This is a genomic window from Magnetococcus marinus MC-1 (assembly GCF_000014865.1).
In the GTDB taxonomy this organism is placed as follows: domain Bacteria; phylum Pseudomonadota; class Magnetococcia; order Magnetococcales; family Magnetococcaceae; genus Magnetococcus; species Magnetococcus marinus.
Genome location: NC_008576.1, coordinates 399,056 through 424,795 on the forward strand (window position 1 = coordinate 399,056; position 25,740 = coordinate 424,795).

At 53.7% G+C, this 25,740-nt stretch carries 23 protein-coding genes; 14 read left to right on the forward strand and 9 right to left on the reverse strand.

Annotated features, from left to right (window positions below; all coding sequences use genetic code 11):
* Positions 1–171 precede the first annotated feature (171 nt).
* Complete coding sequence (locus MMC1_RS01810) at positions 172–1,530, reverse strand: TrpB-like pyridoxal phosphate-dependent enzyme (RefSeq protein WP_011712042.1); 1,359 nt, start codon at positions 1,528–1,530, stop codon at positions 172–174.
* Between the two features lie 215 nt (positions 1,531–1,745).
* Between MMC1_RS01810 and MMC1_RS01815 the strand changes: the two genes are divergently transcribed.
* Complete coding sequence (locus MMC1_RS01815; protein ID WP_011712043.1) at positions 1,746–2,534, forward strand: dienelactone hydrolase family protein; 789 nt, start codon at positions 1,746–1,748, stop codon at positions 2,532–2,534.
* A 170-nt stretch (positions 2,535–2,704) separates the two neighbouring features.
* Here MMC1_RS01815 and MMC1_RS01820 read toward each other — a convergent pair whose 3' ends face one another.
* A complete protein-coding gene (locus MMC1_RS01820) occupies positions 2,705–3,307 on the reverse strand; it encodes a lytic transglycosylase domain-containing protein (RefSeq protein WP_049757549.1) in 603 nt (200 codons plus the stop codon).
* 176 nt (positions 3,308–3,483) lie between these two features.
* A complete protein-coding gene (locus MMC1_RS01825) occupies positions 3,484–4,080 on the reverse strand; it encodes a peptidylprolyl isomerase (RefSeq protein ID WP_011712045.1) in 597 nt (198 codons plus the stop codon).
* Between the two features lie 407 nt (positions 4,081–4,487).
* On the opposite strand from MMC1_RS01825, the gene MMC1_RS01830 reads away from it, so the two are divergent.
* The gene (locus MMC1_RS01830; protein WP_011712046.1) at positions 4,488–5,390 is read left to right on the forward strand and encodes a Ppx/GppA phosphatase family protein; all 903 of its coding nucleotides are present in this window, start codon (positions 4,488–4,490) and stop codon (positions 5,388–5,390) included.
* Positions 5,391–5,617: 227 nt separating this feature from the next.
* Here MMC1_RS01830 and MMC1_RS01835 read toward each other — a convergent pair whose 3' ends face one another.
* Positions 5,618–6,085, reverse strand: a complete 468-nt coding sequence (locus MMC1_RS01835) for a glycine zipper domain-containing protein (protein ID WP_011712047.1) — start codon at positions 6,083–6,085, stop codon at positions 5,618–5,620.
* Between the two features lie 314 nt (positions 6,086–6,399).
* On the opposite strand from MMC1_RS01835, the gene MMC1_RS19455 reads away from it, so the two are divergent.
* Together MMC1_RS19455 and MMC1_RS01845 are read left to right on the forward strand one after the other, a co-directional pair.
* Complete coding sequence (locus tag MMC1_RS19455) at positions 6,400–7,491, forward strand: GTP pyrophosphokinase (protein WP_160162645.1); 1,092 nt, start codon at positions 6,400–6,402, stop codon at positions 7,489–7,491.
* Between the two features lie 103 nt (positions 7,492–7,594).
* Entirely contained in the window at positions 7,595–8,134 is a 540-nt protein-coding gene (locus tag MMC1_RS01845) for a DUF4124 domain-containing protein (protein ID WP_011712049.1), read from the forward strand.
* A 110-nt stretch (positions 8,135–8,244) separates the two neighbouring features.
* Here the strand turns inward: MMC1_RS01845 and grxD are convergent, their stop codons facing one another.
* The 5 genes from grxD to petA all read right to left on the reverse strand — a co-directional run bounded on the left by grxD (position 8,245) and on the right by petA (position 11,825).
* Positions 8,245–8,574, reverse strand: coding sequence for a Grx4 family monothiol glutaredoxin (gene grxD / locus MMC1_RS01850; RefSeq protein WP_011712050.1), 330 nt, complete (start codon positions 8,572–8,574; stop codon positions 8,245–8,247).
* A 31-nt stretch (positions 8,575–8,605) separates the two neighbouring features.
* Positions 8,606–8,848, reverse strand: coding sequence for a BolA family protein (locus MMC1_RS01855; protein ID WP_011712051.1), 243 nt, complete (start codon positions 8,846–8,848; stop codon positions 8,606–8,608).
* Between the two features lie 346 nt (positions 8,849–9,194).
* Positions 9,195–10,028, reverse strand: a complete 834-nt coding sequence (locus MMC1_RS01860) for a cytochrome c1 (RefSeq protein ID WP_011712052.1) — start codon at positions 10,026–10,028, stop codon at positions 9,195–9,197.
* Between the two features lie 19 nt (positions 10,029–10,047).
* Complete coding sequence (locus MMC1_RS01865; RefSeq protein WP_011712053.1) at positions 10,048–11,253, reverse strand: cytochrome b; 1,206 nt, start codon at positions 11,251–11,253, stop codon at positions 10,048–10,050.
* 35 nt (positions 11,254–11,288) lie between these two features.
* On the reverse strand, positions 11,289–11,825 hold the full coding sequence (gene petA / locus MMC1_RS01870) for a ubiquinol-cytochrome c reductase iron-sulfur subunit (RefSeq protein ID WP_011712054.1): 537 nt from the start codon (positions 11,823–11,825) through the stop codon (positions 11,289–11,291).
* A gap of 201 nt (positions 11,826–12,026) precedes the next feature.
* Between petA and MMC1_RS01875 the strand changes: the two genes are divergently transcribed.
* From MMC1_RS01875 to pheT, 10 genes are all read left to right on the forward strand, one after another.
* On the forward strand, positions 12,027–12,551 hold the full coding sequence (locus MMC1_RS01875) for a tRNA (cytidine(34)-2'-O)-methyltransferase (protein ID WP_011712055.1): 525 nt from the start codon (positions 12,027–12,029) through the stop codon (positions 12,549–12,551).
* A gap of 159 nt (positions 12,552–12,710) precedes the next feature.
* A complete protein-coding gene (gene glmM / locus MMC1_RS01880) occupies positions 12,711–14,105 on the forward strand; it encodes a phosphoglucosamine mutase (protein ID WP_049757786.1) in 1,395 nt (464 codons plus the stop codon).
* 136 nt (positions 14,106–14,241) lie between these two features.
* Positions 14,242–15,249: a hypothetical protein gene (locus MMC1_RS01885; RefSeq protein ID WP_011712057.1), complete on the forward strand. Its 1,008-nt coding sequence runs from the start codon at positions 14,242–14,244 to the stop codon at positions 15,247–15,249.
* On the forward strand, positions 15,233–17,647 hold the full coding sequence (locus MMC1_RS01890; protein ID WP_011712058.1) for a tetratricopeptide repeat protein: 2,415 nt from the start codon (positions 15,233–15,235) through the stop codon (positions 17,645–17,647). The genes MMC1_RS01885 and MMC1_RS01890 overlap by 17 nt, the downstream gene beginning before the upstream one ends.
* 134 nt (positions 17,648–17,781) lie before the next feature.
* A complete protein-coding gene (gene thrS / locus MMC1_RS01895) occupies positions 17,782–19,728 on the forward strand; it encodes a threonine--tRNA ligase (RefSeq protein ID WP_011712059.1) in 1,947 nt (648 codons plus the stop codon).
* Positions 19,729–19,854: 126 nt separating this feature from the next.
* Positions 19,855–20,403, forward strand: a complete 549-nt coding sequence (gene infC, locus MMC1_RS01900; RefSeq protein ID WP_011712060.1) for a translation initiation factor IF-3 — start codon at positions 19,855–19,857, stop codon at positions 20,401–20,403.
* A gap of 242 nt (positions 20,404–20,645) precedes the next feature.
* Entirely contained in the window at positions 20,646–20,843 is a 198-nt protein-coding gene (rpmI, locus tag MMC1_RS01905; protein WP_011712061.1) for a 50S ribosomal protein L35, read from the forward strand.
* A 109-nt stretch (positions 20,844–20,952) separates the two neighbouring features.
* A complete protein-coding gene (gene rplT / locus MMC1_RS01910) occupies positions 20,953–21,306 on the forward strand; it encodes a 50S ribosomal protein L20 (protein ID WP_011712062.1) in 354 nt (117 codons plus the stop codon).
* 897 nt (positions 21,307–22,203) lie between these two features.
* Positions 22,204–23,250, forward strand: a complete 1,047-nt coding sequence (gene pheS, locus MMC1_RS01920) for a phenylalanine--tRNA ligase subunit alpha (protein WP_011712063.1) — start codon at positions 22,204–22,206, stop codon at positions 23,248–23,250.
* A 92-nt stretch (positions 23,251–23,342) separates the two neighbouring features.
* A complete protein-coding gene (pheT, locus tag MMC1_RS01925) occupies positions 23,343–25,733 on the forward strand; it encodes a phenylalanine--tRNA ligase subunit beta (RefSeq protein ID WP_011712064.1) in 2,391 nt (796 codons plus the stop codon).
* The last annotated feature ends 7 nt before the right edge of the window (positions 25,734–25,740 follow it).

The window sequence follows — 25,740 nt, forward strand, 5'->3', positions numbered from 1 at the left end:
AAACCTAATAAATAAGGTAAACAAGAAAACCCAGCAGGGATAGGGCATAAAAAAAGGGTAGGGTGTCGAAAACGGAACAAAAAAGATAACGGTCAAATGAGTAATTAACACACTCAATTAAGATATATGAAACAAGGAGCCTGCCCGCGTAGGCAGGCCCCTGCGATGACATCAACCCATTTTGGTTGGGTCGGGCAGATGTTTAAGTGCCGCTTCGATGGCACTTTGAGGGTAGGGATAATCCTCCAATTCACCGGCAAAAAAGCGGTCATAGGAGGTCATGTCAAAATGGCCATGGCCGGAGAGGGTAAAGAAGATGGTCTCTTGCTTGCCCTCTTCTTTACAGCGCAAAGCCTCTTCGATGGCGCCACGAATGGCATGGTTGGATTCGGGCGCAGGGATAATGCCCTCGGCCTGAGCAAAGGTAACACCCGCACGGAAGGTGTCCAACTGGTTGACAGAACGGGCCTCAATAATTTTGTCATGCACCAGTTGAGAGAGCTGGCTAGAATCCCCATGGTAGCGTAACCCACCGGCATGAATACCTGGCGGGGTAAAGTCATGGCCCAGGGTATACTGCATCATCATGGGGGTTAAACCGGCCACGTCACCATAGTCATAAGCAAAATGACCACGGGTCAGAGTGGGGCACGAGCTGGGTTCCATGGCCAGTAGACGTAACGCTTTACCCGCGGCTTTGTCGGCCAGGAAAGGAAAGGCTGTGCCCGCAAAATTAGAGCCGCCACCACAACAACCGATTACCACATCCGGGTAATCACCCGCCTTAGCGAACTGCTTTTTGGCCTCTAGGCCGATAATGGTTTGGTGCAAGCAGACATGGTTGAGAACCGAACCCAACGAATAGTTGGTGTGGGGGTCCTGCATGGCTAACTCAACGGCTTCTGAGATAGCGATGCCCAACGAGCCTGGGCTATCGGGATCTTGAGCCAAAATTTTACGCCCCGACGCGGTACGATCGGAGGGGCTGGCAAAAACCTGTGCGCCCCAAGTCTCCATCATCGAGCGACGGAAGGGTTTTTGGTGATAGCTCACCTTGACCATATAGACCTCGACCTCAAGGCCAAACATCTGCCCCGCAAAGGCGATGGAGCTGCCCCACTGACCGGCGCCGGTCTCGGTGGTTAACCGTTTAATCCCGGCCTTTTTGTTATAATAGGCCTGGGGTACGGCACTATTGGGCTTATGGGAACCCGCCGGGCTGACCCCTTCATACTTGTAATAAATTTTAGCAGGGGTGGCTAAGGCCTGTTCCAACCGATGGGCTCGGTAGAGGGGGGAGGGGCGCCACAGGGATAAAATTTGGCGCACTTCATCGGGGATATCAATCCAGCGTTCGGTAGACATCTCCTGTTGCAGAATATCCGGTGGAAAAATCATCCCCATCATTTCAGGGGTTACCGGCTTGCCATCAGGACCTAAAGGTGGTGGCGGACGGTTAGGCATATCTGCGGTTACATTATACCATTGGGTGGGCATCTCTGACTCGTCGAGCAGAATTTTGGTTTGCATCGGCCTATCCCTTTTGCTGGACTGAACAACAGCGAAGATCGGCTAGGGTAAGGTAACCCTAACAAGATGGTCTCGCTTGAAAAAATGCGTATCTTGGCAATTTAAAGAGAATAGCAGAGTGCTGCAAGTGCATAAGGGTAACACACATGTATTGTGTGGGATTGGCAGGCAGAGTAAGCTGTTAACCAGGGTCTATTTTAACAAGGGAGATTGTGATGCGCACCTATGCAAAATGGATGGGAGTCGCCTTAGCATTACTGTGGTCGGTGCCCGCTTGGGCGGTGGTACAGGAGCAAGAGGTGCCTTATAAAGACGGCGATACGGGACTAGCTGGTTATTTGGTGTGGGATGATGCCTTTAGTGGCAAGCGGCCAGGGGTTTTGGTGGTGCATGAGTGGTGGGGTCTTAATAGCTATGCCAAAAGCCGCGCCCGACAATTGGCTCGTATGGGCTATATCGCCTTTGCAGCGGATATGTATGGTGAGGGTCATGTGACCGAGCACGCCAAAGAGGCGAAGGGGTGGATGCAGCAAGTGACCGCCAATGTGGAAGGGTGGCGTCGACGGGCGGATTTGGCCTTGGAGCAGCTCAAGGCCGCGCCACAGGTAGACACAACCCGTTTGGCGGCGGTGGGTTACTGTTTTGGCGGGGGGACCGTCATGCAGATGGCCTATGGTGGCTCCGATCTGCTGGGGGTGGCCTCGTTCCACGGTCCTTTACCCCCTGCGGAGAAAAAGGATTATGCCAAAATTAAGGCCAAAATCTTTGTGGCCCATGGGGATGCCGATACCTTTGTGCCCCTAGAGCGGCTGGAGGCCTTTCGGATAGGTTTGAATGAGGCCGGGGCGGATTGGCAACTGTTACGCTACGGTGGAGCGGTACACAGTTTTACCAATCCCGCTGCCGATGGTAGCTGGATGCCCACGGTGAAATATGATGCCAAGGCGGACCACCGCTCGTGGGCAGCGTTCACCCATTTTTTAGATGAGCTGTTCTGGCCCTAATGTGGGGCTCTACGTGTGGGAAACAGGGGGCTTGTGCTTGCACAAGCCCCCTGTTTTTTGAAACCGAGCGGACTTAGAGGCAAAAGCGCGTGAAATGTTTAATGGCCTAAACGAGGCGCTGAATGAAGGGGTTGAGGGTGTCAATGAAGAGCGCTGGCTAAGCGTGGGTATTAACGAAATTCGCGGTAAAAGGCCAGCACCTTACGCACATAGTTTTGGGTTTCACGAAAGGGTGGAATACGATTACCGTAACGTTCCACAGCCCCCTCACCAGCATTGTAAGCCGCCAACGTGAGTTTAATATTATTTTTATATTTATCCAAGAGATAACGCAGATGCTGGCTACCAGCTAGAATGTTTTCGTGAGGATCTGTACGGTCGGAAACCCCATAAATACGGGCGGTTTGTGGCATTAATTGCATAAGCCCCACGGCCCCTTTGTGGGAGACCACGTTGGGGTCAAAGCCCGATTCAGCCTGGATGACCGCTTTGACCAATCCGGCATCCAAATCGAACCGTTTGGCGATGTTATGGATGGTCTGTTCATAGCGTTTGGCATCCCCACCCCGGCTGGGTACGCTGGCATATTGGGGCAGTGCGAGGCGACGGCCCTGGCTGTTGATGCGCATGAGACGTCGGTAGCGGGGATCATTGGCACGGTTAGAGAGATGGATGACCCCATCGGCATCAATAAAGGCATAGATATCCGCAGCGGCTGGGGGTGGAACCGCGCATAGCAGCCCGAGCAAGGCAAGGATGAAAAGAGGCTTCATGGGTCTGGTCATATCCTCTTGCGAATAAACCGTGGCCGCTGAACCGAGTTCCGTCTCTCTAAGTGACCATCCTTGGCACCAAAATGGGTAGGCTAGATACCAAAAAACCGATCTAGCCTACCACTCTAGCAGATTTTAGCAAACCTTTAAGCAAACAATCCACCCCGCGATGGAGATTACTCCTGCGTGGCGCTATTAATGGTAATGGGGGTGGTGGGAACATCTTGGTGGTAGCCCTTGTTGCCTGTGGGCTGCGCCGTGATTTGATCCACCACATCCATGCCTTCAATCACCTCACCAAACACCGCATAGCCAAAATCACGGCCACCATGGTTGAGGAAATCGTTGTTGTTGACGTTGATAAAAAACTGGCTGGTGGCGCTGTCAACAACCTGCGTGCGGGCCATAGCGACGCTACCGCGCTTATTGACTAAACCATTATCGGCCTCGTTTTTAATGGGGGCATCGGTGGATTTCTCTTTCATATTGGCATCCATGCCACCACCCTGCACCATAAAGCCGGGAATGACACGGTGAAAGATGGTGCCGTCATAGTGGCCCTTTTTCACATAGCTGAGAAAGTTTTCAGTGCTAATGGGGGCTTTTTCGGCATCCAACTGTAGTTTGATGTCGCCCATAGAGGTAGAAAGCTTTACAATCACCGGGTTGGCTCCTTTGCCTTGCGCACCCGCCATGGTTGGAGAGGTGACGACTAACAGCAGTCCCAGCGTCATCCACCATGCCGAAGGTTGGAAGAATCGAGTAAAAAACATGGACGATCCTTACGAAAAAAGTGAGATGAAGCCGCTGCAAAGCTGCCTCAAAGATCTGGCACTATAGCCTAATTTTTGGTGCGCTCCAAGTCTTGTTGCCATGTGACAGCTGTGTGAAAAGATACCTCATCGGGTCGTTATCCTTCACAGTGCAGGGGAAATCTCGTAAACTCCGCCGCAAACAGGTTAAGCGCTCTGAACTTGTTTATCGTTGGTCAATGGGCTTTGAGAGCCAGCGGGGCACCCTTCACGCAGACATCATGGATAACAGCAGAGCGGCATGTCCATGTAAAGCATTGGCTTGAGCGCGTGTCTTTGGTGCGATGCCTGATGCTAAAAGAGAGCATAAAACGCCTTCATTCTAACCTCACCAACTGTGTGAACAGGCCCATAGAGACCTACCTGCCGTGAAATTTGCTGCCATTGATATCGGCTCGAATGCCGTTCGTCTGTTTATTGCGCACGTCTATGAGACGGGCCAAGCGATGCCCATTGTGCGCAAGGATGACCTCTACCGCGTACCCTTACGTTTGGGGGCGGATGCCTTTGTGCGGGGAGAGATTACCCCCGAAACCGAACAGCAATTTGTTGTGGTGATGCAGGCCTTTCGTAAATTAATCGATTTTTTTCAACCGCTGGATATGCTTGCCTGTGCTACTTCTGCCTTGCGCACCGCCCGTAATGGCCACGAAGTGGTGATGCGGGTTAGCCGCGAAGCCAACATTAATATTGAGATTATTGAGGGCCAACGGGAAGCCGAACTGATCGCCCTTAACCGGGCGGATGGCAGCTTTGACCAAGACCATTTTCTATTTATTGATGTGGGGGGGGGCTCCACCGAGCTGACCCTGTTGGCCAAAGGGCGCCAAGTAGAGGCGACCTCTTTTCCCATCGGTACGGTGCGTATTAAAGAAAATTTGGTAGACAGTGAAATTTGGAGCGAGATGAAGCGTTGGATCAAGGTTAAAGCTGCGCCCTATCCTCATCTTACCGCCATTGGTTCAGGGGGCAACATCAATAAATTGGTGCGTATGGGGGGGGATAAACAGGCCAAACAGATGCAGCGCGATGAGATCAGCAAACTGCTTAAAACACTCAGGGGCATGACCAATGAACAGCGCATGCGCGAATTGGGCATGCGTCCCGACCGGGCCGATGTCATTGTGCCGGCTGGTGAGATTTTTTTAAGCACGATGAAGTGGGCCAAAATCAAAAAAATCATCGTGCCTCAATTTGGCCTCTCCGATGGTATGGTGCACTATCTCTACCGCCGCCATGTCGAAGGGCAGGGGGGGCGCATCATCAGTTAGCGGTTTGGCTTGCCTCGAAAAGAGCGCGGTTTGCTCCACCACGCGCTACGGTATCTCTCTTAAATCCCGCAACGCGCAGTGGTCGCTTAAAAAACTCAGCCCTACCGCATCCCCAAGCCCCGGTGCATGGCTTGCGTGCAACCCCTGCACCGATGCGGGTTTTGCGCATCTTCCCCAGCAAGCCCAGGCTCCCATGCTCCACGGGCAGAACGCACGCCACCGGTGGTTTAGATCATTTGCCATGTCCCATCAGGGTTACGACAGGCCCGCTGAATGGCTGTCTCGGGACGGCCATCAATCCACACCTTAATCTCTGCATCACGACAGACACGGCCAGCCGTACGCGCAGCGGGCTTAGGGGTGACTTCATATTTGCGGCCACTGTCAGGGTTGACCCAATCGGTGGTCTGATAAGAGGGGGTGGACTCATAAGCATTATTAAGCTTTAAGAGATCGGCTTTATCCATCTCGTTACCAATGCTGTAGCCCAGCAACCCGCCCAGAGCGGCACCAATGAGTGCATTACGCTCTTTATGCTTGCTGTTTCCCATCAGGCTACCGGCCAGACCGCCACCTAGGGCACCCACCATAGCACCGCCTTGGGCCTTGTTCTGTGGGGCGGCACAGCCACTTAATAAAAACAGCGCTGCGACCGAGATAACCATCCATTTAAAGGTACCGCTACCGCTTTTCATCGACGTAATCCTTTTCCGCATGCTTCATCAACGAGGCTTGCTGACCGTTGGCGTACAAAAGCTTTGTAAAAAATTAACCCAAACCATGGCGCAACAGCCGAATTTCACTTCCCATTGTCCCACGGATACCCGAAGATGACCCGATGGGCGCTATGTCCAATCTTAACATGGGGCAGGGTCGGGTAGGAAAGGGTTAGTGCGGTTTTTTATTCAGCACCTGCCACGTAAGCAAAATGATCCGGCCTTTGTGCAGCAACAAACTCTGAAAAGCCTAGTTGACCGGGTGGGTAGTGGCGATGGACAGTGTGGACGACATGACCGTGGAACAAATCATGGAACGCTATGACGAACGTCGTGCGCTCTATGACGATTTCAGAAACCGCCAGGTTACTCTGTTGACAGAGTTCCTCAAGGAGAATGGACCCAACGTCTTCTCCATCACGGGACGTGTGAAAGAGCGGGAGAGCCTGCGTCGTAAAGTGACCCGTCCCGGCAGTAAATATACCCGCATGGAAGAGGTTCAGGATCTGGTTGGCATCCGCATCGTCACTTTCTTTGAAGAGGAAGTCGAGCAGGTCGCCGAGGTGATTCGCAAAGAGTTTAAGATTAATGAAGCCCACATTCTTGATCGCGGTGAGGCGTTGGACCCCGAGCGATGGGGTTACCGTTCCCGTTACTATAATGTGGGCTTATTGGATAACCGCTTAAAGCTGATCGAGTATAAACGCTTTGTTGGGTGTACGGCGGAAATCCAGGTTCGTAGTCTGCTACAACACGCTTGGGCAGAGATTGAAACCCGCATGGGTTATACCAGTCGTGATACCTTTCCCAAGGAGCGCCGCCGCCAGTTTTCACGCATTGCCGGTATGTTGGAGTTGGCGGATCAGGAGTTTAATGAAACCCACCGCTTTCTCAAACCTTACCGCCAGCGTATGCTTGAGCAGAGCAATAAAGGGCATGACAATCCCGTGCCCTCGGACATGCGACGTGATCCCATTGGTAACGACTCCCTAACCCGCTTTATTCAAGAAAATGCCTTGGTGCGAGAGATGGATGCCCGTCTGGCCGCCATCATCAATGTCTCACTAGAGGACAATGGCGACTTTATTGATGAAGTGGCGACCCACCTTTCTTATCTTAATTTAGGTACCATCACCGCATTAGAAAATGAGCTACGCATCCAGCGCAAAACCATTTTGGGTATTGCCAAGCAAATTTTTGATCGTCAAGGGGATAAAGAGTTCTCGGCACTGTGGCGTGGGATCTCCATCTATATGCTGGGATATACGCTCTCTGCGGTGGCGGAAAAGTCGGAGCATCTGCTGCATGGTCTGGATCGCACAGAGATTGGTCCTTTGCTGGCCCGTTCCCCCTTTGAGGATGATAGCGACTTAGCACCCTGGTAAGCCGCAGAAACCTTACCCGGTTAGGCCCATAAGGTGCAAAGGTTGTGGGTAGCTACGTACCCAGGGCATGCACATGAATGCGCAAAAAATGGGACAAGGCAACATGATCGCAAAGCAAAAAAACCGAAAGATCGGTTGGTTGGTGGCTCTGCTGGTGTTTACCCCGCTGCTGGCCCAGGCAGATATCTATAGCTGTCGCGATGCCCAAGGTATCATTACCCTGCGCAATTCACCGTGTGAGAAAAATGAAGCGGTCAACAGCCGCACCTTCACCGAGCCCGCCGTCGTCCATCGGCGCGAACCTAAGCTGCGTAAGCGATCACCGGAAGAGCGAGGCGAGCCACCGACTTATGGTTCAGCGGATGCTCAGTTAAAGGCCAAGCAAGCAGTCAAAAAGCAGATGGTCCAGCAGCTACACGATGTGGGTGAGCAGGTGATGCAAGAGCCCGAGGTACTGCGCTCTATGCTCAAGTTTAATGCAGATCCCCACGTGCGGGCACTGTTAAGTGATCCCTTTATGGTGAAAGCCTTAAAGGAGGGGGATAGCCGCTACCTGCAAAACAGCTATGACTACCGCATGCTGCTCAAGAGCTATCCCGATGCGGTCCCAGCCCTGAAAAACCTTGCCACCAACGGCCAATAAACCAGCCTAAAAAGCGCTCGCCATCACTGGAGCAGCCCACTCGCTATGATTGGCCAGCGTAGCCGATGGATAGGGGGGGGAACTCCCCCCCCCTACGTATATGAGCGCTGTTAACGGCCCAGGGCGGCGTCTAGTTGGGTTTTTAGATCACCACTCTGGTACATCTCCCGCATGATATCAGCACCACCGACAAACTGTCCCTTGATATAGAGCTGGGGAATGGTGGGCCAGTTGGCAAACGCCTTAATCCCCTCACGAATGTCTGGATTCATCAGCACATCAACCGCTAAAAAATCATCATTGGATAGATCGCAGGCAGCCAGCATTTTAGCGGCAGCCCCCGAAAAACCACACTGGGGAAAACTCGGATTACCTTTCATATAGAGCACCACGGCGTGGCTATTAACGTGCTCTTGAATGGTCGCTTGTATATCACTCATGGATGTAATTTCCTTTAATTTGTAGGGTGTTTTAGCGCTTCTGCTGGGCCCACTTTTCAGGGGTATAGGTTTTTAAGGAGAGCGCATGAATCGCCTCTTTCATATGTTCACCCAGAACCCGGTAAACCCGTTGATGTTGTTGCACCATACCGGCATCTGCACAAAACTCGGGGCTGACAATGGTTGCCTCAAAATGGCGGCCATCGCCATCAACATGGATATAGTCACAGGATAAACCTGCTTCAATAAGCGCTTTGACGTTTTCAACTTCCATGGTTCATACCTACCTGGTGTAAGGTGAATGCCACTCAAGAGACGGGCTATAGAGTCTATTACAGAAAGAAAATTCCCAACACCCTCCATTTTTACCCCGCAAAACCCAGATACCCCAATCCTAACTTACCATAGATGGGTGTGTCGCAGAGAGGGTGCCGCTAAGGTAATGGGGTGCCTCTGCTGGAACAGAGCACTATCCTGGTAGCTTCGCCGTGCAGCCTAGGTTACAGATGTATCCAGTAGCACCAATGTATGTTGAAAGCGCCACACGTTTGACCATAAAAGCAAAAGACCCCCACACCTGCGTGTAGGGGCCCTTTGAAATGACTTACCTAACCGGTCGCTTAGTGAATGCGCGACCAGATGCGACGCTTAACCGCATAGAGCATACCGGTGAGCAGCAGCAGATAGAGGATGACATATTTACCCGTCGCTTTACGCTTTTCTAGGTTAGGCTCAGAAGCCCAAGCTAGGAAAGCAGTCACATCCTTAGCTTGTTGCTCTAAGGTTGCTTTGGTGCCATCGGCATACTCAACCTGATTGGCCCCCATGGGCTTGGGCATGGCAAAAAAGTGACCGGCGAAATACTTGTTAAAGTTGTCCCCACCATTGATGCGGGTAACAGCCTTACGCACGGCTTCCAGATTATGGGGATCCATGTGCAGAACTTCAGCCAAGTGCTTGGCCTCTTCATCGGTCACATTACCATCTTCACTGGCTTCAGATACCTTAGCAGCCTCATCATCGGTCAGATAACCGGTCAAAATACCGTAGAGATAGTTCTCATAACCCTTACGGGCTTTGGTCATTAACGACAGATCTGGCGGTACGGTGCCATAAGACTCTTTTGCATCCTCAGGGGCTAAGCCCGTGAGCATTTTGTCCAACTTGGTGGCATTGTAGTTGCCCGCCATATTATTGACCTCATCCTCAGTGATACCAAACTGACGAAGTTGGTCAAACTTCAGATATTTGATGGAGTGGCAACCCATGCACACTTCCGTCGCAACCTGAATACCGCGTTTAATTTGAGCCTTGTCAAACTTACCGAAAGGCCCGAGATGACTCCACTCTTCATTGGGCAGCTCCACCGCATTACCGGATGCAGTGGCCATCTGGGGTGCGACAGCCAGACCCAAAACCAGAGCGGAGAGTGCAAGTGCTTTCTTGAGATTCATGCGATTTGCCTCCGTTAACTTACAGGCTCTTGGGCACTGGTTTGGGTTTTTCGATATTCAATGCCGTAACCAACCACAGCAAGAAGAAGTAACCGAAATAGACCGCCGTTGCCGTACGACCGATATAGACGATGGGTAGACCAAAGACCATCCGATCCGCTGGGCTGAAGCCTACCCAGCCCAGTACAAAACAGTCGACCACAAAGATCCAGAACAGCCCTTTGCTGATACCACGGTAGCGGAACGAGCGTACCGGTGAACGATCCAGGAAGGGCAGAACAAACAGAATGGCAATCGCCGCTACCATGGCCACCACACCCGCCAACTTGGAATAGGGACCCAAGAAGTCGATGGAGCGCAAAATGGCGTAGAAGGGCAAGAAATACCATTCAGGCACAATATGCGGGGGGGTCTGCATCGGGTTGGCGGGGATATAGTTATCCGGCTCCAAGAAAGCGTTGGGCGCGAAGAACACAAAATAGCAGTAAATGGTCAATGCCACGCCGTAACCAAAGAAGTCCTTGATGGTAAAGTAGGGATGGAAAGGAATGGTATCCTTCTCTTCCAGATCAATACCGTCAGGGTTATTGGAGTGTACAGCGTGCAGCGCCCAGATGTGCAGAACCACTAGGCCAACCAACACAAAGGGCAGCAAATAGTGCAGCGAGAAGAAGCGGTTCAAGGTGGGGTCACCCACGCTAAAGCCACCCCACACCCAGACCACCAGCCCTTCACCGATAAGCGGAATGGCCGTAATCAGCTTGGTAATAACCACCGCACCCCAGTAGGACATCTGCCCCCACACCAACACATAGCCGATAAAGCCGGTGCCCATGAGCAGGAAGAAGATAATCACACCGATCCACCACAGGATCTCACGAGGAGCCCGGTAAGAACCGTAGTACATGCCACGCAGAATATGGATGTAGATCACCACAAAGAAGAATGTAGCGCCGTTGGCGTGCATGTAACGCAGCAGCCAACCCCAGTTGACATCCCGCATGATATGCTCAACAGAGTCAAACGCCAACAGGGCGTCAGGCTTGTAGTGCATAACCAAAAAGATACCAGTCGCCAACTGGATAATAAGAACCAAAAGCGCCAGGGAACCAAAGTTCCACCAGTAATTTAGGTTTTTTGGCGTTGGGTACTCAACAGCTTGAGTACGCATAAACTCGCTGATGGGTAGACGCTCATCCACCCATCCCATTAACGATTTGAACACGTGACAATCTCCTTAAACGTCAACCGTTGGCTCTGTTAACCCATCGCCTTGCCAATGATGACAGTTTCGTCATCTTTGAACTCGTAGTAGGGCACCTCCAAGTTACGCGGGGCAGGTCCTTTGCGGATACGCCCAGAGGTGTCGTAATGCGAGCCATGACAAGGGCAGAGAAAACCGCCAAAGTCACCGGTGCCAATAGGCTGGGGTACACAGCCTAAATGTGTGCAGATTGCCAGGACAATAAGCCACTCATCTTTCTTGACCCGGTCAGCATCTGCTTGCGGATCCACCAGATCAGTGGCCTTGTCATCCGTTTTTGCTCTTTCAATCTGCTCGGCGTTGCGGTGCAGAATGAAAACAGGCTTGCCCTGCCACATGGTGGTAATCATCTGGCCTTCAGCGATGGCAGCAACACTGACTTCGGTGGTGGCGAGTGAGAGCACATCGGCAGAGGGCGACCAGGAGTCAATAAAGGGCCACGCTGCCCCAGCGACACCTACGGCACCCACTGCACCTGTTGCCATGATCAGGAAATCCCGGCGATTTTCATCGTGTTCGTTAACCGTGGACACAATCGACCTCCCGTTAGGGGGTTGGACGCTTGGACTCTTTACAGAATCCGGGTAAAAAAGCGAAAGCGACGAAGCGTTTCGCTTTGAGAGAGCATGCTATATAAACAAATGATGATATTCAAACCCGCGTACTATGGCAGAAACGACGCCATGCGTCAAGTTGATTCCCCAGATTTAAAATGTAAATGATGAGGTGCATAGATGAACCAAATCTTCCAGCAGCCTGATGCAAGCGCTCCAGCACCCACATTACCTGACACGTTACTGCATGTGGTTCTCTATCGTCCAGAGATTCCCCCCAATACAGGCAATATTCAGCGTATTTGTGCGGCGACTGGGGCGATGTTGCACTTGGTGGGGCCCATTGCCTTTCGTCTGGACAATGCGGCCTTAAAGCGGGCTGGTATGGATTATCGGCAGTGGGTGGATGTGCAACGTTATGATGATTGGGCTCACTGCTTGCGCATGCAGCCCTTGGGGGTGCGTTGGATACCCATTAGCACCAAAGCCACACAAGGTTACCACACTATGCGCTACCAAGCGGGGGATCGTCTGCTGTTTGGCAGTGAGGGTAGCGGACTACCCGCAGAGATCCACCAAGCTTTGGGGCACAATGCGGTGCGGGTGCCCATGTTGCCCCGCGCCCGCAGTTTAAATTTGGCCAATACGGTCGCGGTGGTGCTGTATGAGGCGTTACGCCAGTTAAATTATCCAGAGATGGCTTAGCGCTCAGATTGGCGCTTGCTGGCGTGACTGGGTTAAGGCGGGCAGGCCAAAATATGGCTGGTTACTTGGTGCGGGGTGCATTCCATTGGGATTTATCATAATGTGGTGCAAAATCGGGCGATATTCTGTTTTCTTTCCACGATCAAGAGCGAAGAGACCATGACCAGCGAGAGCCAGCCGCAAGTGACACAAACACGTAAATTTTTTGGCACGGATGGTATACGGGGGATGGCCAACATTCACCCCATGACGCCGGATCTGGTGCTTAAACTGGGTCGCGCTGCCGGGCATGTGTTTCGTGTGGGGGATAAGCGCCACACGGTGATTATTGGCAAAGATACCCGTCTATCGGGCTATATGTTTGAATCGGCCCTGCTGGCGGGTTTGACCTCTATGGGCATTCATTGTCTTCAGGTGGGGCCGTTGCCAACTCCGGCGATTGCCTTTTTAACGCGGGCCTTGCGGGCCGACGCTGGCATTATGATCTCGGCTTCGCACAATCCCTTTCACGATAATGGGATCAAGTTTTTTGGACCCAATGGCATGAAACTACCCGACGAGTTGGAGCTGGAGATTGAGCGGGTGCTGCTCTCTGACGAGGATCTGCCCATGCCCACCCCCCACCATTTGGGGCGGGCGCACCGTATTGATGATGCCTTGGGCCGTTATATAGAGTTTGCTAAGACCAGCTTTCCTAAAGATTTACGCCTGGATGGGCTGCGGGTGGTGGTGGATTGTGCCCATGGTGCCGCCTACAAGGTTGCGCCGGCGGTGTTGTGGGAGCTGGGGGCGGAGGTGGTTACGTTAGGCAATCATCCCAACGGCACCAACATTAACGATGGGGTGGGCTCGCTCTATCCGCAAGAGATGGTCAAGCGGGTGCAGGAGGTACGGGCCGATGTGGGCATTGCCTTTGATGGGGATGCCGACCGTGTGGTGATCTGCGATGAGCGGGGGGAGATCCTGGATGGGGATGTGATCCTCGCCATGTCGGCGCTGGAGATGAAGCGCAAGGGGGTGTTGCGCGGGGATGGGGTGGTGGCCACAGTGATGTCCAATTTGGGTTTGGAGCGGGCTTTGGCGGCGGAGGGGCTGACGTTGGCGCGCACCAAGGTGGGGGATCGTTATGTGCTGGAGCATATGTTGGCGCATGGCTTTAATTTGGGGGGTGAGCAATCGGGGCACCTTATCTTTTTGGACCACAACACCACCGGTGATGGTCTGATCTCGGCTTTGAGCGTGTTGGCGTTGATGACCACCCAGGCCCAGCCGCTCTCCAAGCTTGCCAATGTGATGCAGCGGGTCCCCCAGGTGTTGCAGAACGTCACCATAGCCCGTGGCAGTGATCCCATGGATGACAGCCGGGTGGTGGCGGCCATTGCCGAGGCTGAGGCGCAGTTGGGCACGCGGGGGCGGATTTTGGTGCGTAAATCCGGCACCGAGCCCAAGGTGCGGGTGATGGTGGAGGGGGATGATACGGCGCACATTACCGCGCTGGCCAGTGGGGTGTGTGAGGCCATTAAGCGCGCCAGCAACGGCTTTGGCGAGGGGTAAGCAAGGGGCATCGGTTGCCGAGAGGGGCCGATGCCTTTTTTTAATTCATTTTTCCTGTACGTTTCAGTAATCTGTGCGGGCTGTCGATATTAGATATGACCAAGATGACTTTTCATATATAGAATAGGTCTTTGCTATGGTGTGGTATCAAAACGATCCTACCTTTACCCAGTTTGTGGATGCCCTTTGTGACCATGCAGATCCGGTTGAGGTCGCCCGTGGCCACAATTTTCGTCATGATGAGCGTATTGACAAGGCACGCGCGGCCGAGTATCTCGCGCATATGGGTAAAGCCCCTGTTGGGCACCAGTCGTGTGCCGCGCAACACGCCAGCTATTGTGCGCAGTATGTGCGCGATGCCATTACCCCAGCGACCTTTTTACCGAGCAACCGAGCGGCCCTGTTGGGTCCTTTTGATGATGGTGTCATGCTCATACGCGTGGAGCGCCTGGATAAACTGCTGGCGTTGATCTCCGAAAGCAATGGAGAGAGCGCCGATGACGCCTTTGCACGCCTCCGCCAAGCAATGGAGGATTATCAGCAGCGCAAGGATAATGAGGCGGAGAGAGCTTTAAAAGGCTGGATCGCCCGCTGGAACGAAAAACGGGATGCCCGCCCTGCCTTTGTCACCATAGGGGATGAAATGGCATCCTATTTGCGGCGGGATGATTGGGTGGTGGCACTAAGGGATCAGCTCGGTCTGGCGCACTTTTCGGGTGCCCCTGGCAAGCCTATTTATCTGGCATTAATGGCCTATCCCGTACAGGATGTCAAAACGCAGGCTGCGAAGTATACCCAATTGAGCTCTCCATTTGTTGCGCCCACTGTGTTGGATGCCGATATGTGGGAATATTTTTTTCCAGCCCCGGTGGATCGGCGAGCAACGACCCTGAGCTATGGGCGGGCCATGTCGTTGCAGCCGCTGGCGTCTGAAGAGCAGTTACAGGTGGAGATGCTGCACACCCGTGTCGATTATCAATTGGCACATGTGCGACAATTGGGTCAACTGGAGACACCACGACCTGAACACCCCGTTGAGGAACTGCGTAATGCTCATTTGGATGGGGTGCGCATGGTAACCGAGCGTTACGATTGGGGCGAAGAGATCCGGGTTAAGGAGCGTTTGGATGAACCCACGGCTTGAAGAGTGGCTAAATAGCTTTATGGCGGCGCCCTTGGAGAGCTGGCAGCATTACGTCACGGGTGCCCGTCGTATCCCTGGTTCTGAGCGGTTGGACCCAGCCGATAGCTTAAAGCAGCTCTATGTGGAGTTGCCCGATAACCATGCCGCTTTTGCTTTGTTGGATAAGACCCTTACGCAGTGGTTGCCCCGTTTTGTTGAGTGGGATAGCCCCACCCGCCAGCAGTTTGGTTTAAGCCGGTATGTCTATTGGATCGCTGAAATCATGGTTGCCGCCACCATGCTGCCACTGCCCCAGTTACGACAACATCTTATGGATAATTTTTTCACCTATCGTGGGCGATTGACACCCCTACAGTTGGCCCCCTCCAGGGATGCACTGGCGGAATTTCTGCGGGTGATGGCGGGCTCGCGTGAGTTCGCCTCCAACGTGCCCAATTTTTGGATGGGTCTCTGTCAAAAGGCCGGGTATTCCATTCCTGAATATTATCTACACATTGGCATTCGTGGTCTACGCAACTGCCCCAAACCCATCAATGAACAGGCGCCACTTTGGGTGGGTGGGCTGGTGGCTTGGCTGCCCAACGCCTCCAGCAAAGAGCAGTTTATAAACACCTTTTATATGATCAAAGTGCTCTATCCCAGCACGCCGAGCCGTTGGGAAAAGTTGATACAACCGATTATTGCGACTTTAGAAAGCCGGGAAAAGGTACCTACGGATCGTATTGCTTGGTTACGAGCGCTCGTGCGGGAAGGGAAACAATCGCCCGATAGGAGCCAGAGTAGACCCAAGCCGAGCGCGTTATATGCTCCTCATAAGACTCCTTATAGGGACGAACTGCAACCCCTTTTAAAGACTATAGAAGATGACCGCCAAGCTTGGCCCCAGGTTGAGAAACCGTTGCACAAGCTGCTGGAGCGGCATCAGCACTACTATGCACAGACAGCAGAGAGCTACTTTTTTGTGCGGGCGGTAAATTTCACCATCCAGAAACTGCTCAAATGTCCGCCGGCTTACCCGTTTGCCCAGCGATGGATTGAGCAAGTGTTGGAAATAGACCCCTGGGATCCCGCTAATTGGAACCTCCAGGGTCGCCTGCTGGTGGCCATGGGCAAGCGGGAGCGGGCAGAGTGGGTGTTCTGGGAATCTACACGGCGGTTTCCTGATAACAGCCTAAACTATACAGAGCTTGGCCAACTGCTGCTCAAGCAGCCGGGCCGAGAGGATGAGGCGGAGCAGATACTGCGAGAGGCGATGGCGTTGGATTCTAACAATATCCCTCCCCGCACGGAGCTGGGGCGTCTCTACATGCAGCAGGGTAAACTGGAAGAGGCGGAGCAGGTGCTGCGAGAGGTGATAGGTTTGGATTCTAACGATATCCATGTTCGCACGGAGCTGGGGCGTCTCTACATGCAGCAGGGTAAACTGGAAGAGGCGGAGCAGGTACTGCAAGAGGCGATGGCGTTGGATTCTAACAATATCCCTCCCCGCACGGAGCTGGGGCGTCTCTACATGCAGCAGGGTAAACTGAAAGAGGCGGAGCAGGTACTGCAAGAGGCGATGGCGTTGGATTCTAACAATATCCCTCCCCGCACGGAGCTGGGGCGTCTCTACATGCAGCAGGGCAAACGGGAAGAGGCCAGGTGGGTTCTTGAGCAGGTGCTGGACATCGAAAGCGAGGATCATGTTGCCCGGGGTCTGTTATCGCGGCTTGAACGGGGGGAACAGCCTGCTGCTAGGGATCTTAGCCAGCCTAAGCAGTCCCATGGTTCTGTTCAACGGGTAGCGGCACCACCCCAGGTGCAGGAGTCGGACCCTGTGGCGCTGGTGGGCGTGTTGGTACGTGCCGATTTTCGGTTGAGGATAAGCGAGGATCATATCCCTGTCCTTAAAAAGCAGGGTCAGCAGGATCTGCAAGGGATGCTAAAGCAGCACGCCGGTATGGCGGTGGTGAGCTTTTATGCCAGCCGACATGGGCTTACTGAGGAACCGTTGGAGGGCGAGAGCCTTAATCGGTGGGCGATGCAACTGGATCGCCTCCTGTTGGCTGAGGGGGTGTCGGTGGAAGCACGGCAAGAGGGTTTGCAGGAGGTAGCAAGGCATCTCTCAGGGCGTTTGGTGAAAGATTGGCTAAAAGCCGCAGCGGGAGAGGCCGAGGCTTGGCAGAGGTTGCGACAGGCGGTTCTTGGGGAGGCAAAAGATGCGGGCATGCCCGATGATCAGTTTGTGAAGGGGCAGATTGGGCAGATCTTTAAAGCGCCAGCGTTGCAGCACGACAGCCCGCCCCCCCCATGGGCAGAGCAGAGGCCGGGGTTGCAAAATCTGGCGGCCCGCTTGGTGGAGGCCAATACCGATCTATTTTTGCACAAGGTCAAGGATGGGGAGGAAGTGGCGGCTTGATGATCCACCAACGTGGTTGAGTTGGGCTTGACGTTTTGGTGAAAAAGGGTTACCATTCTAAACTTTTCTTGCTTTAGATTACTCATGCGGCTTCCCGCACTGGTGCAGGAAGCCGTATTTTATCCAGGTGGACCATGGTTGAGATTATACTTCCCGATGGCAGCAGCCGCTCCTATGACCAAGAGACGCTGACCTGTGGTCAGATTGCGGCCTCCATTGGCAAAGGGTTGGCGAAGGCGGCCATTGCCGGGGTGGTGAATGGGCAAAAGGTGGATCTAGATGCGCCGGTGCCCCATGGTGCCCAGGTGGCGATTATTACGGAAGATAGCCCAGAGGGCTTGGAGATCATTCGCCACTCTGCAAGTCATTTGATGGCGCAGGCGGTTAAAACCTTGTTTCCTCAAGCGCAAGTGACCATTGGTCCTGCCATAGAAAACGGGTTTTATTACGATTTTGATTATGAGCGACCCTTTACCCCGGATGATTTAACCGCCATTGAAAACTGCATGCGCAAGTTGGCCAAGCGCAATGAAAAGGTTGAGCGGCGGGTGATGCCCCGTGATGAAGCGGTGGCCTATTTTCAGGCGATGGGCGAGCTCTACAAGGCAGAGATTATTGGGGCGATCCCGGCGGGGGAGGATGTCTCCCTTTATAGCCAGGGTGAGTTTACCGATCTATGTCGGGGGCCCCATGTGCCCAGCACCGGTAAGTTAAAGGCGTTTAAGGTGATGAAGGCGGGGGGTGCCTACTGGCGTGGGGATTCTCGCAATAAAATGTTGCAGCGCATCTACGGTACCGCCTGGGCGACAGAGGCTGATTTAAAGGCCTATCTGACCCAGATGGAAGAGGCCGAGAAGCGGGATCATCGGCGTATTGGCAAGGATCTGGATCTCTTCTCGGTGCAGGAGGATGCGGGGGGTGGTTTGGTTTTTTGGCACCCCAGGGGTTCGCGCATTCGCCGGGTGATTGAGGATTTTTGGAAAGATCGCCATGTCGAGGCGGGTTATGAGTTCCTCTACACGCCACATATTGCCAATCGGCAGTTGTGGAACACTTCTGGGCACACCGATTTTTATTCGGATTCGATGTTTTCGCCCATGGAGGTCGATGAACAGGCGTACCAGATTCGCCCCATGAACTGCCCGTTTCATATCCTGATTTACAAGGATCGGCGGCACTCCTATCGTGAGCTACCGTTCCGTTGGGGAGAGTTGGGCACGGTCTACCGTTATGAGATGTCTGGGGCGTTGCATGGCCTGTTTCGGGTACGGGGTTTTACCCAGGACGATGCCCATATCTTCTGCACAGAACAGCAGATTGAGGAGGAGATTCAGCGGATTTTGGATTTGACGCTGGATATTCTGCGCACCTATGGCTTTAGTGATTTTGAGATCAACCTTTCCACCCGTCCGGAGAAGTCGGTGGGGAGTGCGGCGATCTGGGACAAAGCGACTGAGGCGCTGCGGCGGGCCATTGTCTCGCGGGATCTGAGCTATGTGGTAGATGAGGGCGGTGGCGCGTTTTATGGCCCTAAAATTGATGTTAAGATAACCGACTCCATTGGGCGCAAGTGGCAGTGTTCGACGGTGCAGTTGGATTTTAATCTGCCTGAGCGGTTTGATATGGGCTATATTGGCGAGGATGGCGAGAGTCATCGTCCCATTATGATCCACCGGGCATTGATGGGTTCGTTGGAGCGCTTTTTTGGCATTTTGGTGGAGCACTATGCGGGGTGGTTTCCCATGTGGTTGGCTCCAGTGCAGGCGGTGGTGTGTAGCATTACCGATGCACAGCATGCTTATGCTGAAACGGTGTTGGCAGCGTTGAAAAAAGCGGGCTTGCGGGTAGAAATCGACCTACGTAATGAAAAAGTGGGTTATAAAATTCGCGAACATACGCTAAAAAGGGTACCTTACCTATTGGTGGTGGGGGATAAGGAGCGGGAAGAGGGGACGGTTAACGTTCGTCTACGCTCTGGCAAGAGTTTGGGTAGTCTGCCTATACAAGATGTGGTTGAGCGTCTTGTGGAGGAGGCCGCCAGTCGTGCCCTTTCTGCTTCGGAAGATCAGGAAGAGGCGTAATTTACGGTTTAGACCGGGGTGGTTTCGTACCATCTTTTGGGTGTCTGAGCTGAAGCTGGGCCATTTACCGTATTGATTGCGGTTGGTTCGTGCCATCTCATAGGAGATATCGTCATAAGCAGGAACATGAGATTCGATCGGAGTTTACCGCAGAACCAGGATTCCACGCGCATTAACGAAGCGATTCGTGTGCCGGAGGTTCGACTCATTGATGAGGAGGGTGAACAGGTCGGCGTGGTTTCACGAAACGACGCCCTGTACCGTGCACAGAATGTGGGCCTTGATCTGGTGGAGGTTGCCCCTGAGGCAAAGCCACCGGTGTGCAAGATCATGGACTACACCAAATACAAGTACCAGAAGGCGGTACGTGAGCGTATAGCGCGGAAGAATCAGGTACGTATTGATACTAAGGAGGTTAAGTTTCGTCCTGGTACCGATACCCATGATTATGAAGTGAAGTTGCGCAGCATTCGCAAGTTTCTGGAAGGTGGCAACAAGGTTAAGTGTACCATGCGTTTTCGTGGGCGTGAGATGGCCCACCAGGATCTTGGCCTAGTGATGTTGAAGAAGGTTGAGAGTGAGGTTTTGGATCTGGGTAAGGTTGAGCAGGAGCCTAAGCTGCTGGGCCGACAGATCACGATGATGTTAGCTCCCAACGCATTGGTGAAGAAATAGTCGCATAGCCCTTTTTGGTAAGGGGGGTTATGGGGTATGTGTCAGCGGTTGGGCTGGCACGATAAAGGGTTTGCCTTTACAGACCTTGTTTTGACTCAAGTGTCCACAGGTTCCACCCGGACCGCAGGGGATTTTTAATGCCCTGCGGTTTGTCTGTTGTGGAGGTTTGGGTTATAGGCGGGGTAGCTGTTGTTTGGCAGCTGTATAGGTGAGGTAGACGCGTAGATATGTAGGAGCTTGAAATGCCCAAATTGAAGACCCATCGAGGAGCTGCGAAGCGGTTTAAAGTGACCGGTAGCGGCAAAATTCGCCGGAACAAGGCGTTTAAGAGTCACATTTTGACCAAGAAGAGTGCCAAGCGGAAGCGTGGTTTCCGTGCTGGTGATTTGGTTCATGAGCGTGATGTGGCTGGTGTACGTAAGATGTTGCCTTATCTCTAAGAGAGCCTTCTTAGGGATAGGCTTGAGTTAAGAGAAGAGACGGCAACGTGTGGACGACCTGACACCGAGGGTAGTCCCGCCTATATAAGAGTAGAAGTGGAGTAAGATAATGCCGAGAGTAAAACGTGGTGTAACGTCGCAGGCGCGACACAAGAAGGTTCTGAAGGCGGCTAAGGGCTATACAGGGCGCAATAATAGTTGTTTCCGTATTGCCAAGCAGAAGGTTGAGAAGGGTTTGCAGTATGCATACCGTGACCGTAAGAATCTCAAGCGTGAGATGCGTCGGTTATGGATTGCGCGTATTAACGCGGCGACCCGTCTGCATGGTATGTCCTATAGTCAGTTCATGAACGGTTTGAATAAAGCGGGCATTGAGCTGGATCGTAAGGTTCTGTCTGAGCTAGCGATTAGCGAGCCGGAGAGTTTTGGTACCCTGGTGGAACAGGCCAAGGCTGCGCTGTAAGCGCGAGGAATCGGAACCTAAAAGGTGCGTCTACCTTACCAAATAGGGAAGAGGGTCCGGATGGGCCCTCTTTCTTTATTTAGGGTGGTTGGTTTTGTTGAGAAATTGGGTTTTATGGGGATTTTGCGGGGTGGATGGGTAGAGATATTCAAGGGGTCTTGAAAGCCTCTATGTTTAGGGAGTCCCATTATTAAAAGGGATTGGGGGGTCTGGGGGGAAGCTCTGCTTGCCCGCCCAGCGGGTGCAGGGCGGCGCCCTGCCGGGTCTGGGCAGCGCCCAGTGGCGTTCGGGACGAAGCCCTGAGATTGGTGAATTTTTTTAATCGTTTGATCTTTTAGCCCCGTACCGATGGGGTAAGGGCGCAGGGGTTTTATTTAAGAGAGCACGGGTTGTGTAGGGGTGCGCTACGGGGCGTAGGCTAGCGATGTCACGCGCCAGCGTGGCGGGCGGTTGGGCAGATGGTGGCTGGGGTGGAACCTGGGCACACGGGCGCTGGGGTGGAAACCGCTCAATACCCCCAACCCCAGCCCGGAACGAACCCCTGCTGGGGCATGAAAAAGCTGGCTCGCCCTTCGCCAGGGGCGCTAAGTTGCCAAAAGATGCCGCTTAGCGCCCCTGGCGAAGGGCGAGCCTAACTGCAAAAAAGTCAAAATATCAAAAGCAAAACCCTGGGGGGAGAGAGAGAACTGCTCCTCCCAGACCCCCCTCAAACCTTTTTTAAGCGTAGAAGCTAGCCGATTAGGTGCGATAGCGGGAGACTAAACCAACAGAGCAACCTTAAATAGCCGGGAGAAAAAAACCTCTCCCTTTCTCCCTGTAACCCTGTTCACAATGTGGCAAACAGGGTAAAAAACAGGTCAAAAAATCCAGATAACCCAATAACCCCATATAACGGTCATGACCATGCGCAACGCACTGCAACAACTGGAACAAGAAGCCATCTCCGCCATCTCCAGCAGCGAGAACCTTAAAGATCTCGAAGACGTGCGCATCCGATTTATGGGGAAAAAAGGCAGCATCACCCAACAGTACGGTTTGATGAAAACCTGCCCACCAGAAGACAAAAAAGAGCTGGGTCAATGGCTTAACCAGCTTAAAGAGGCCTATAATCAAAGCTTCGAGGCCCAACTCGAAAAATTAAAAAAAGATGAACTCCATGCGCGCCTGCTAAGCGAACGCCTGGATATCTCTCTGCCCGGTCGTCACACCCACACCGGCGGTATCCACCCCGTCACTCGCGCCATCGAAGAGATCGCCCAAGTTTTCGCAGGTATGGGTTTTGAAGTGGCTTCCGGTCCCGAAATCGAAAGCGACTGGCATAACTTCGGCGCACTCAATATCCCCGATGACCACCCCGCGCGGGAGATGCACGATACCTTCTACATCGCCGACGATCCCAATGGGGGCCGTCGCGTGCTGCGTACCCATACCTCGCCCGTGCAAATCCGCGTCATGGAAAATCGCCAACCCCCCCTGCGCGTGATCGCGCCCGGTAAAGTCTACCGCTGCGACTCCGACGTGACCCACACCCCCATGTTCCACCAAGTGGAAGGCTTTATGGTGGATAAAGGGGTGCACTTTGGGCAACTCAAAGGTTTACTCGAAAGCTTTCTACAAACCTTTTTTGAACAAAAATTGCCTGTGCGTTTTCGCCCCTCCTTTTTCCCCTTTACCGAACCCTCGGCCGAGGTGGATATGGCCTGCCTGTTCTGTAACGGTAAAGGTTGCCGTATCTGCAAAGGTACTGGTTGGCTCGAAGTGCTGGGCTGCGGCATGATCCACCCCGAAGTGATGAAAAATGTGGGTATGGATAGCGAAATCTACGCCGGTTTTGCCTTCGGTATGGGGGTAGAACGCCTGGGTATGCTCAAATATGGCATCAATGACCTGCGCACCTTTTTTGAAAATGATGTGCGCTTTCTCTCTCGACACGCCGTCTATTAAGACAGGGTTGAGGCACTTAGGTCGGGCCGAACGCCCCCATAGCTAAAAAAAGATACGGTCTCCGCACCGTCTGTAGAGCGAGCGTAAATATCATGAAATTTACCGAAAAATGGCTGCGTGAACAAATTAATACCCAGCTTGATAGCGAACAGATCAGCAAAACCCTGACCATGGCCGGCCTAGAAGTGGATGCCATGGAACGGCTGGGTAAAGGGTTGGATAAAGTGCAGGTAGGTTTTCTCGAAGCCGTGCAACCGCACCCCGACGCCGACCGCCTAACCTGCTGTCAGGTGCGGGTGGGGGAAACACGGCTCAACATTGTCTGTGGGGCCACCAACCATAAACAGGGCGATAAAGTAGCCGTGGCCCGTGATGGTGCCGAGCTGCCCAATGGACTAAAAATTAAAAAGGGCCAACTACGGGGCCAACCCTCCGAGGGCATGCTCTGTTCCCTCACCGAACTGGGCATGGCCGAAAGCTCGGAAGGGATTATCATCCTGCCCAGCGATGCCCCCGAAGGGGCCACCATGGCCGACTATTTTCAACGTAACGATATCTGCTTTGAACTGGGCATTACCCCCAACCGGGGCGACTGCCTAGGGGTGCGTGGTATCGCCAGGGATTTGGCCGCCGTAACCGGCGAAAGCCTTATCCCCCTGCAAAGCGCCGTTCAAGTGGCGGCCAACGTGCCCACCGTCGCCGTTGAGATCGCAGACGGTGAAGGCTGTCCCCGCTACGCCGGACGGGTGGTAGAAGGGGTCAAAGTAGGCCCCAGCCCCGACTGGTTACGTAACCGTTTGGAGTCAGTGGGACTACGTAGCATCAACAATATCGTAGATATTACCAACTATGTGATGCTGGAACTCAACCAGCCCATGCACGCCTTTGATCTGGCTCAGCTCGCAGCCCCCATCGTGGTGCGCCGCGCCAACCCAGATGAGCGCCTGACAACCCTGGATTATGTCGAGCGGCAACTCACCGAGCAGATGACCCTGATCTGTGATCAACAACGCCCGCTGGCCGTGGCCGGGGTGATGGGGGGGTTAAACTCCGGTGTGACCGATGCAACCACCAGCATCTTTTTAGAATCCGCCTATTTTAATCCTGTGCGCACCGCCCGCACCGGTCGGCGGTTAAACCTTGTCACCGACTCACGTCACCGCTTTGAACGGGGTACCGACCCCATGGCGATCGAGCTGGCACTGGATCGCGCAACCCAACTGGTGTTGGAGCTGTGCGGCGGGCAAGCCGGGGCCATCACCCTGACCGATGCAGGCACCTGGAGCCGTAATCCACCGGTGGCCTTTCGCCATACCCGCGCCAATGCCCTGACCGGTATGTGCTTGACCCAAGCGGAACAGGCCCGTTATCTCCAGGCTATCGGCTGTGTAGAGGTGGCAAAACCCGCCCAGAGCGCCACTGTAGAAGGTGCCGTTTGGTATCTACCCCCCACCCACCGGCATGATCTGCTGCGAGAAGAAGATTTGGTGGAAGAGGTAGTGCGTCTGTTTGGTTATGACAAGGTGCCCACCGAGCTGCCCAGTGGCGCGGTGGCCACCCACCAAGATAGCCCAGAGCGGCAACTGGCAAAACGGCTGCGCAAGGCCCTAACCGGGCTGGGCTATCTGGAAGCGGTCAACTACGCCTTTGTTGCCCCCGAGGTGCAAGCCCGCTTTGATGCCGATCTGCACCCCATTATGCTGACCAACCCTCTGTCGGAGGAGCAATCGTGCATGCGCACCTCGCTCATTGCTGGATTGGTTGAGGCGGTGCGGCGCAACCTAAGCCGGGGGAATGATGGTTTGCGCCTGTTCGAGATGGGACACATCTTTAAACTGGATGCCCAAGGTCAGGTGCAGGAAGAAGAGCATGTGAGCATGGTGCTGGCCGGTCGCGGCACCCCACGTATCTGGCACACCCCCCAGCGGGTATGGGATTTCTTTGACCTTAAAGGGGATTTTCAAACGGTGGTCAGTCGCCTGCAAGGGGCCGAACCCCGCTATCTACCCGGTGGACCAGCCTTTTTACACCCTGGACGCAAAGCGGAGATCCATCTACGGGGCCGGGTTGCAGGGTGGATGGGGGAGCTGCACCCCTCCCTCAGAGAGGCCATGGGCATAGATCAACCGGTGCTCATGCTGGAACTGCGCAGTGATGCCCTAACTCAGGTTAACAAAAAAGAGGCGGCCAATGTCAGCCGCTACCCGGCGGTGACACGGGATTTTGCCTTTGTGGTGGATCGTGACACCCCCGCAGCGACCATTTTGGAGAGTGCCCGCAGTGTCGCCAAGCAGTTGGTGCGTGAGGTGGAGCTGTTTGATCTCTATACCGGCGAGCATGTGCCCCAGGATAAAAAGAGCATCGCCTTTGGGCTGGTGCTGCAAGCCGATGATCGTACGCTCGATGAGGGTGAGATCAATCAAGTTATGGCCCAGGTTACGGCCAAGTTGGAAAAACAGTTCAATGCCGTGCTGCGGGCCTAAGGGGTGT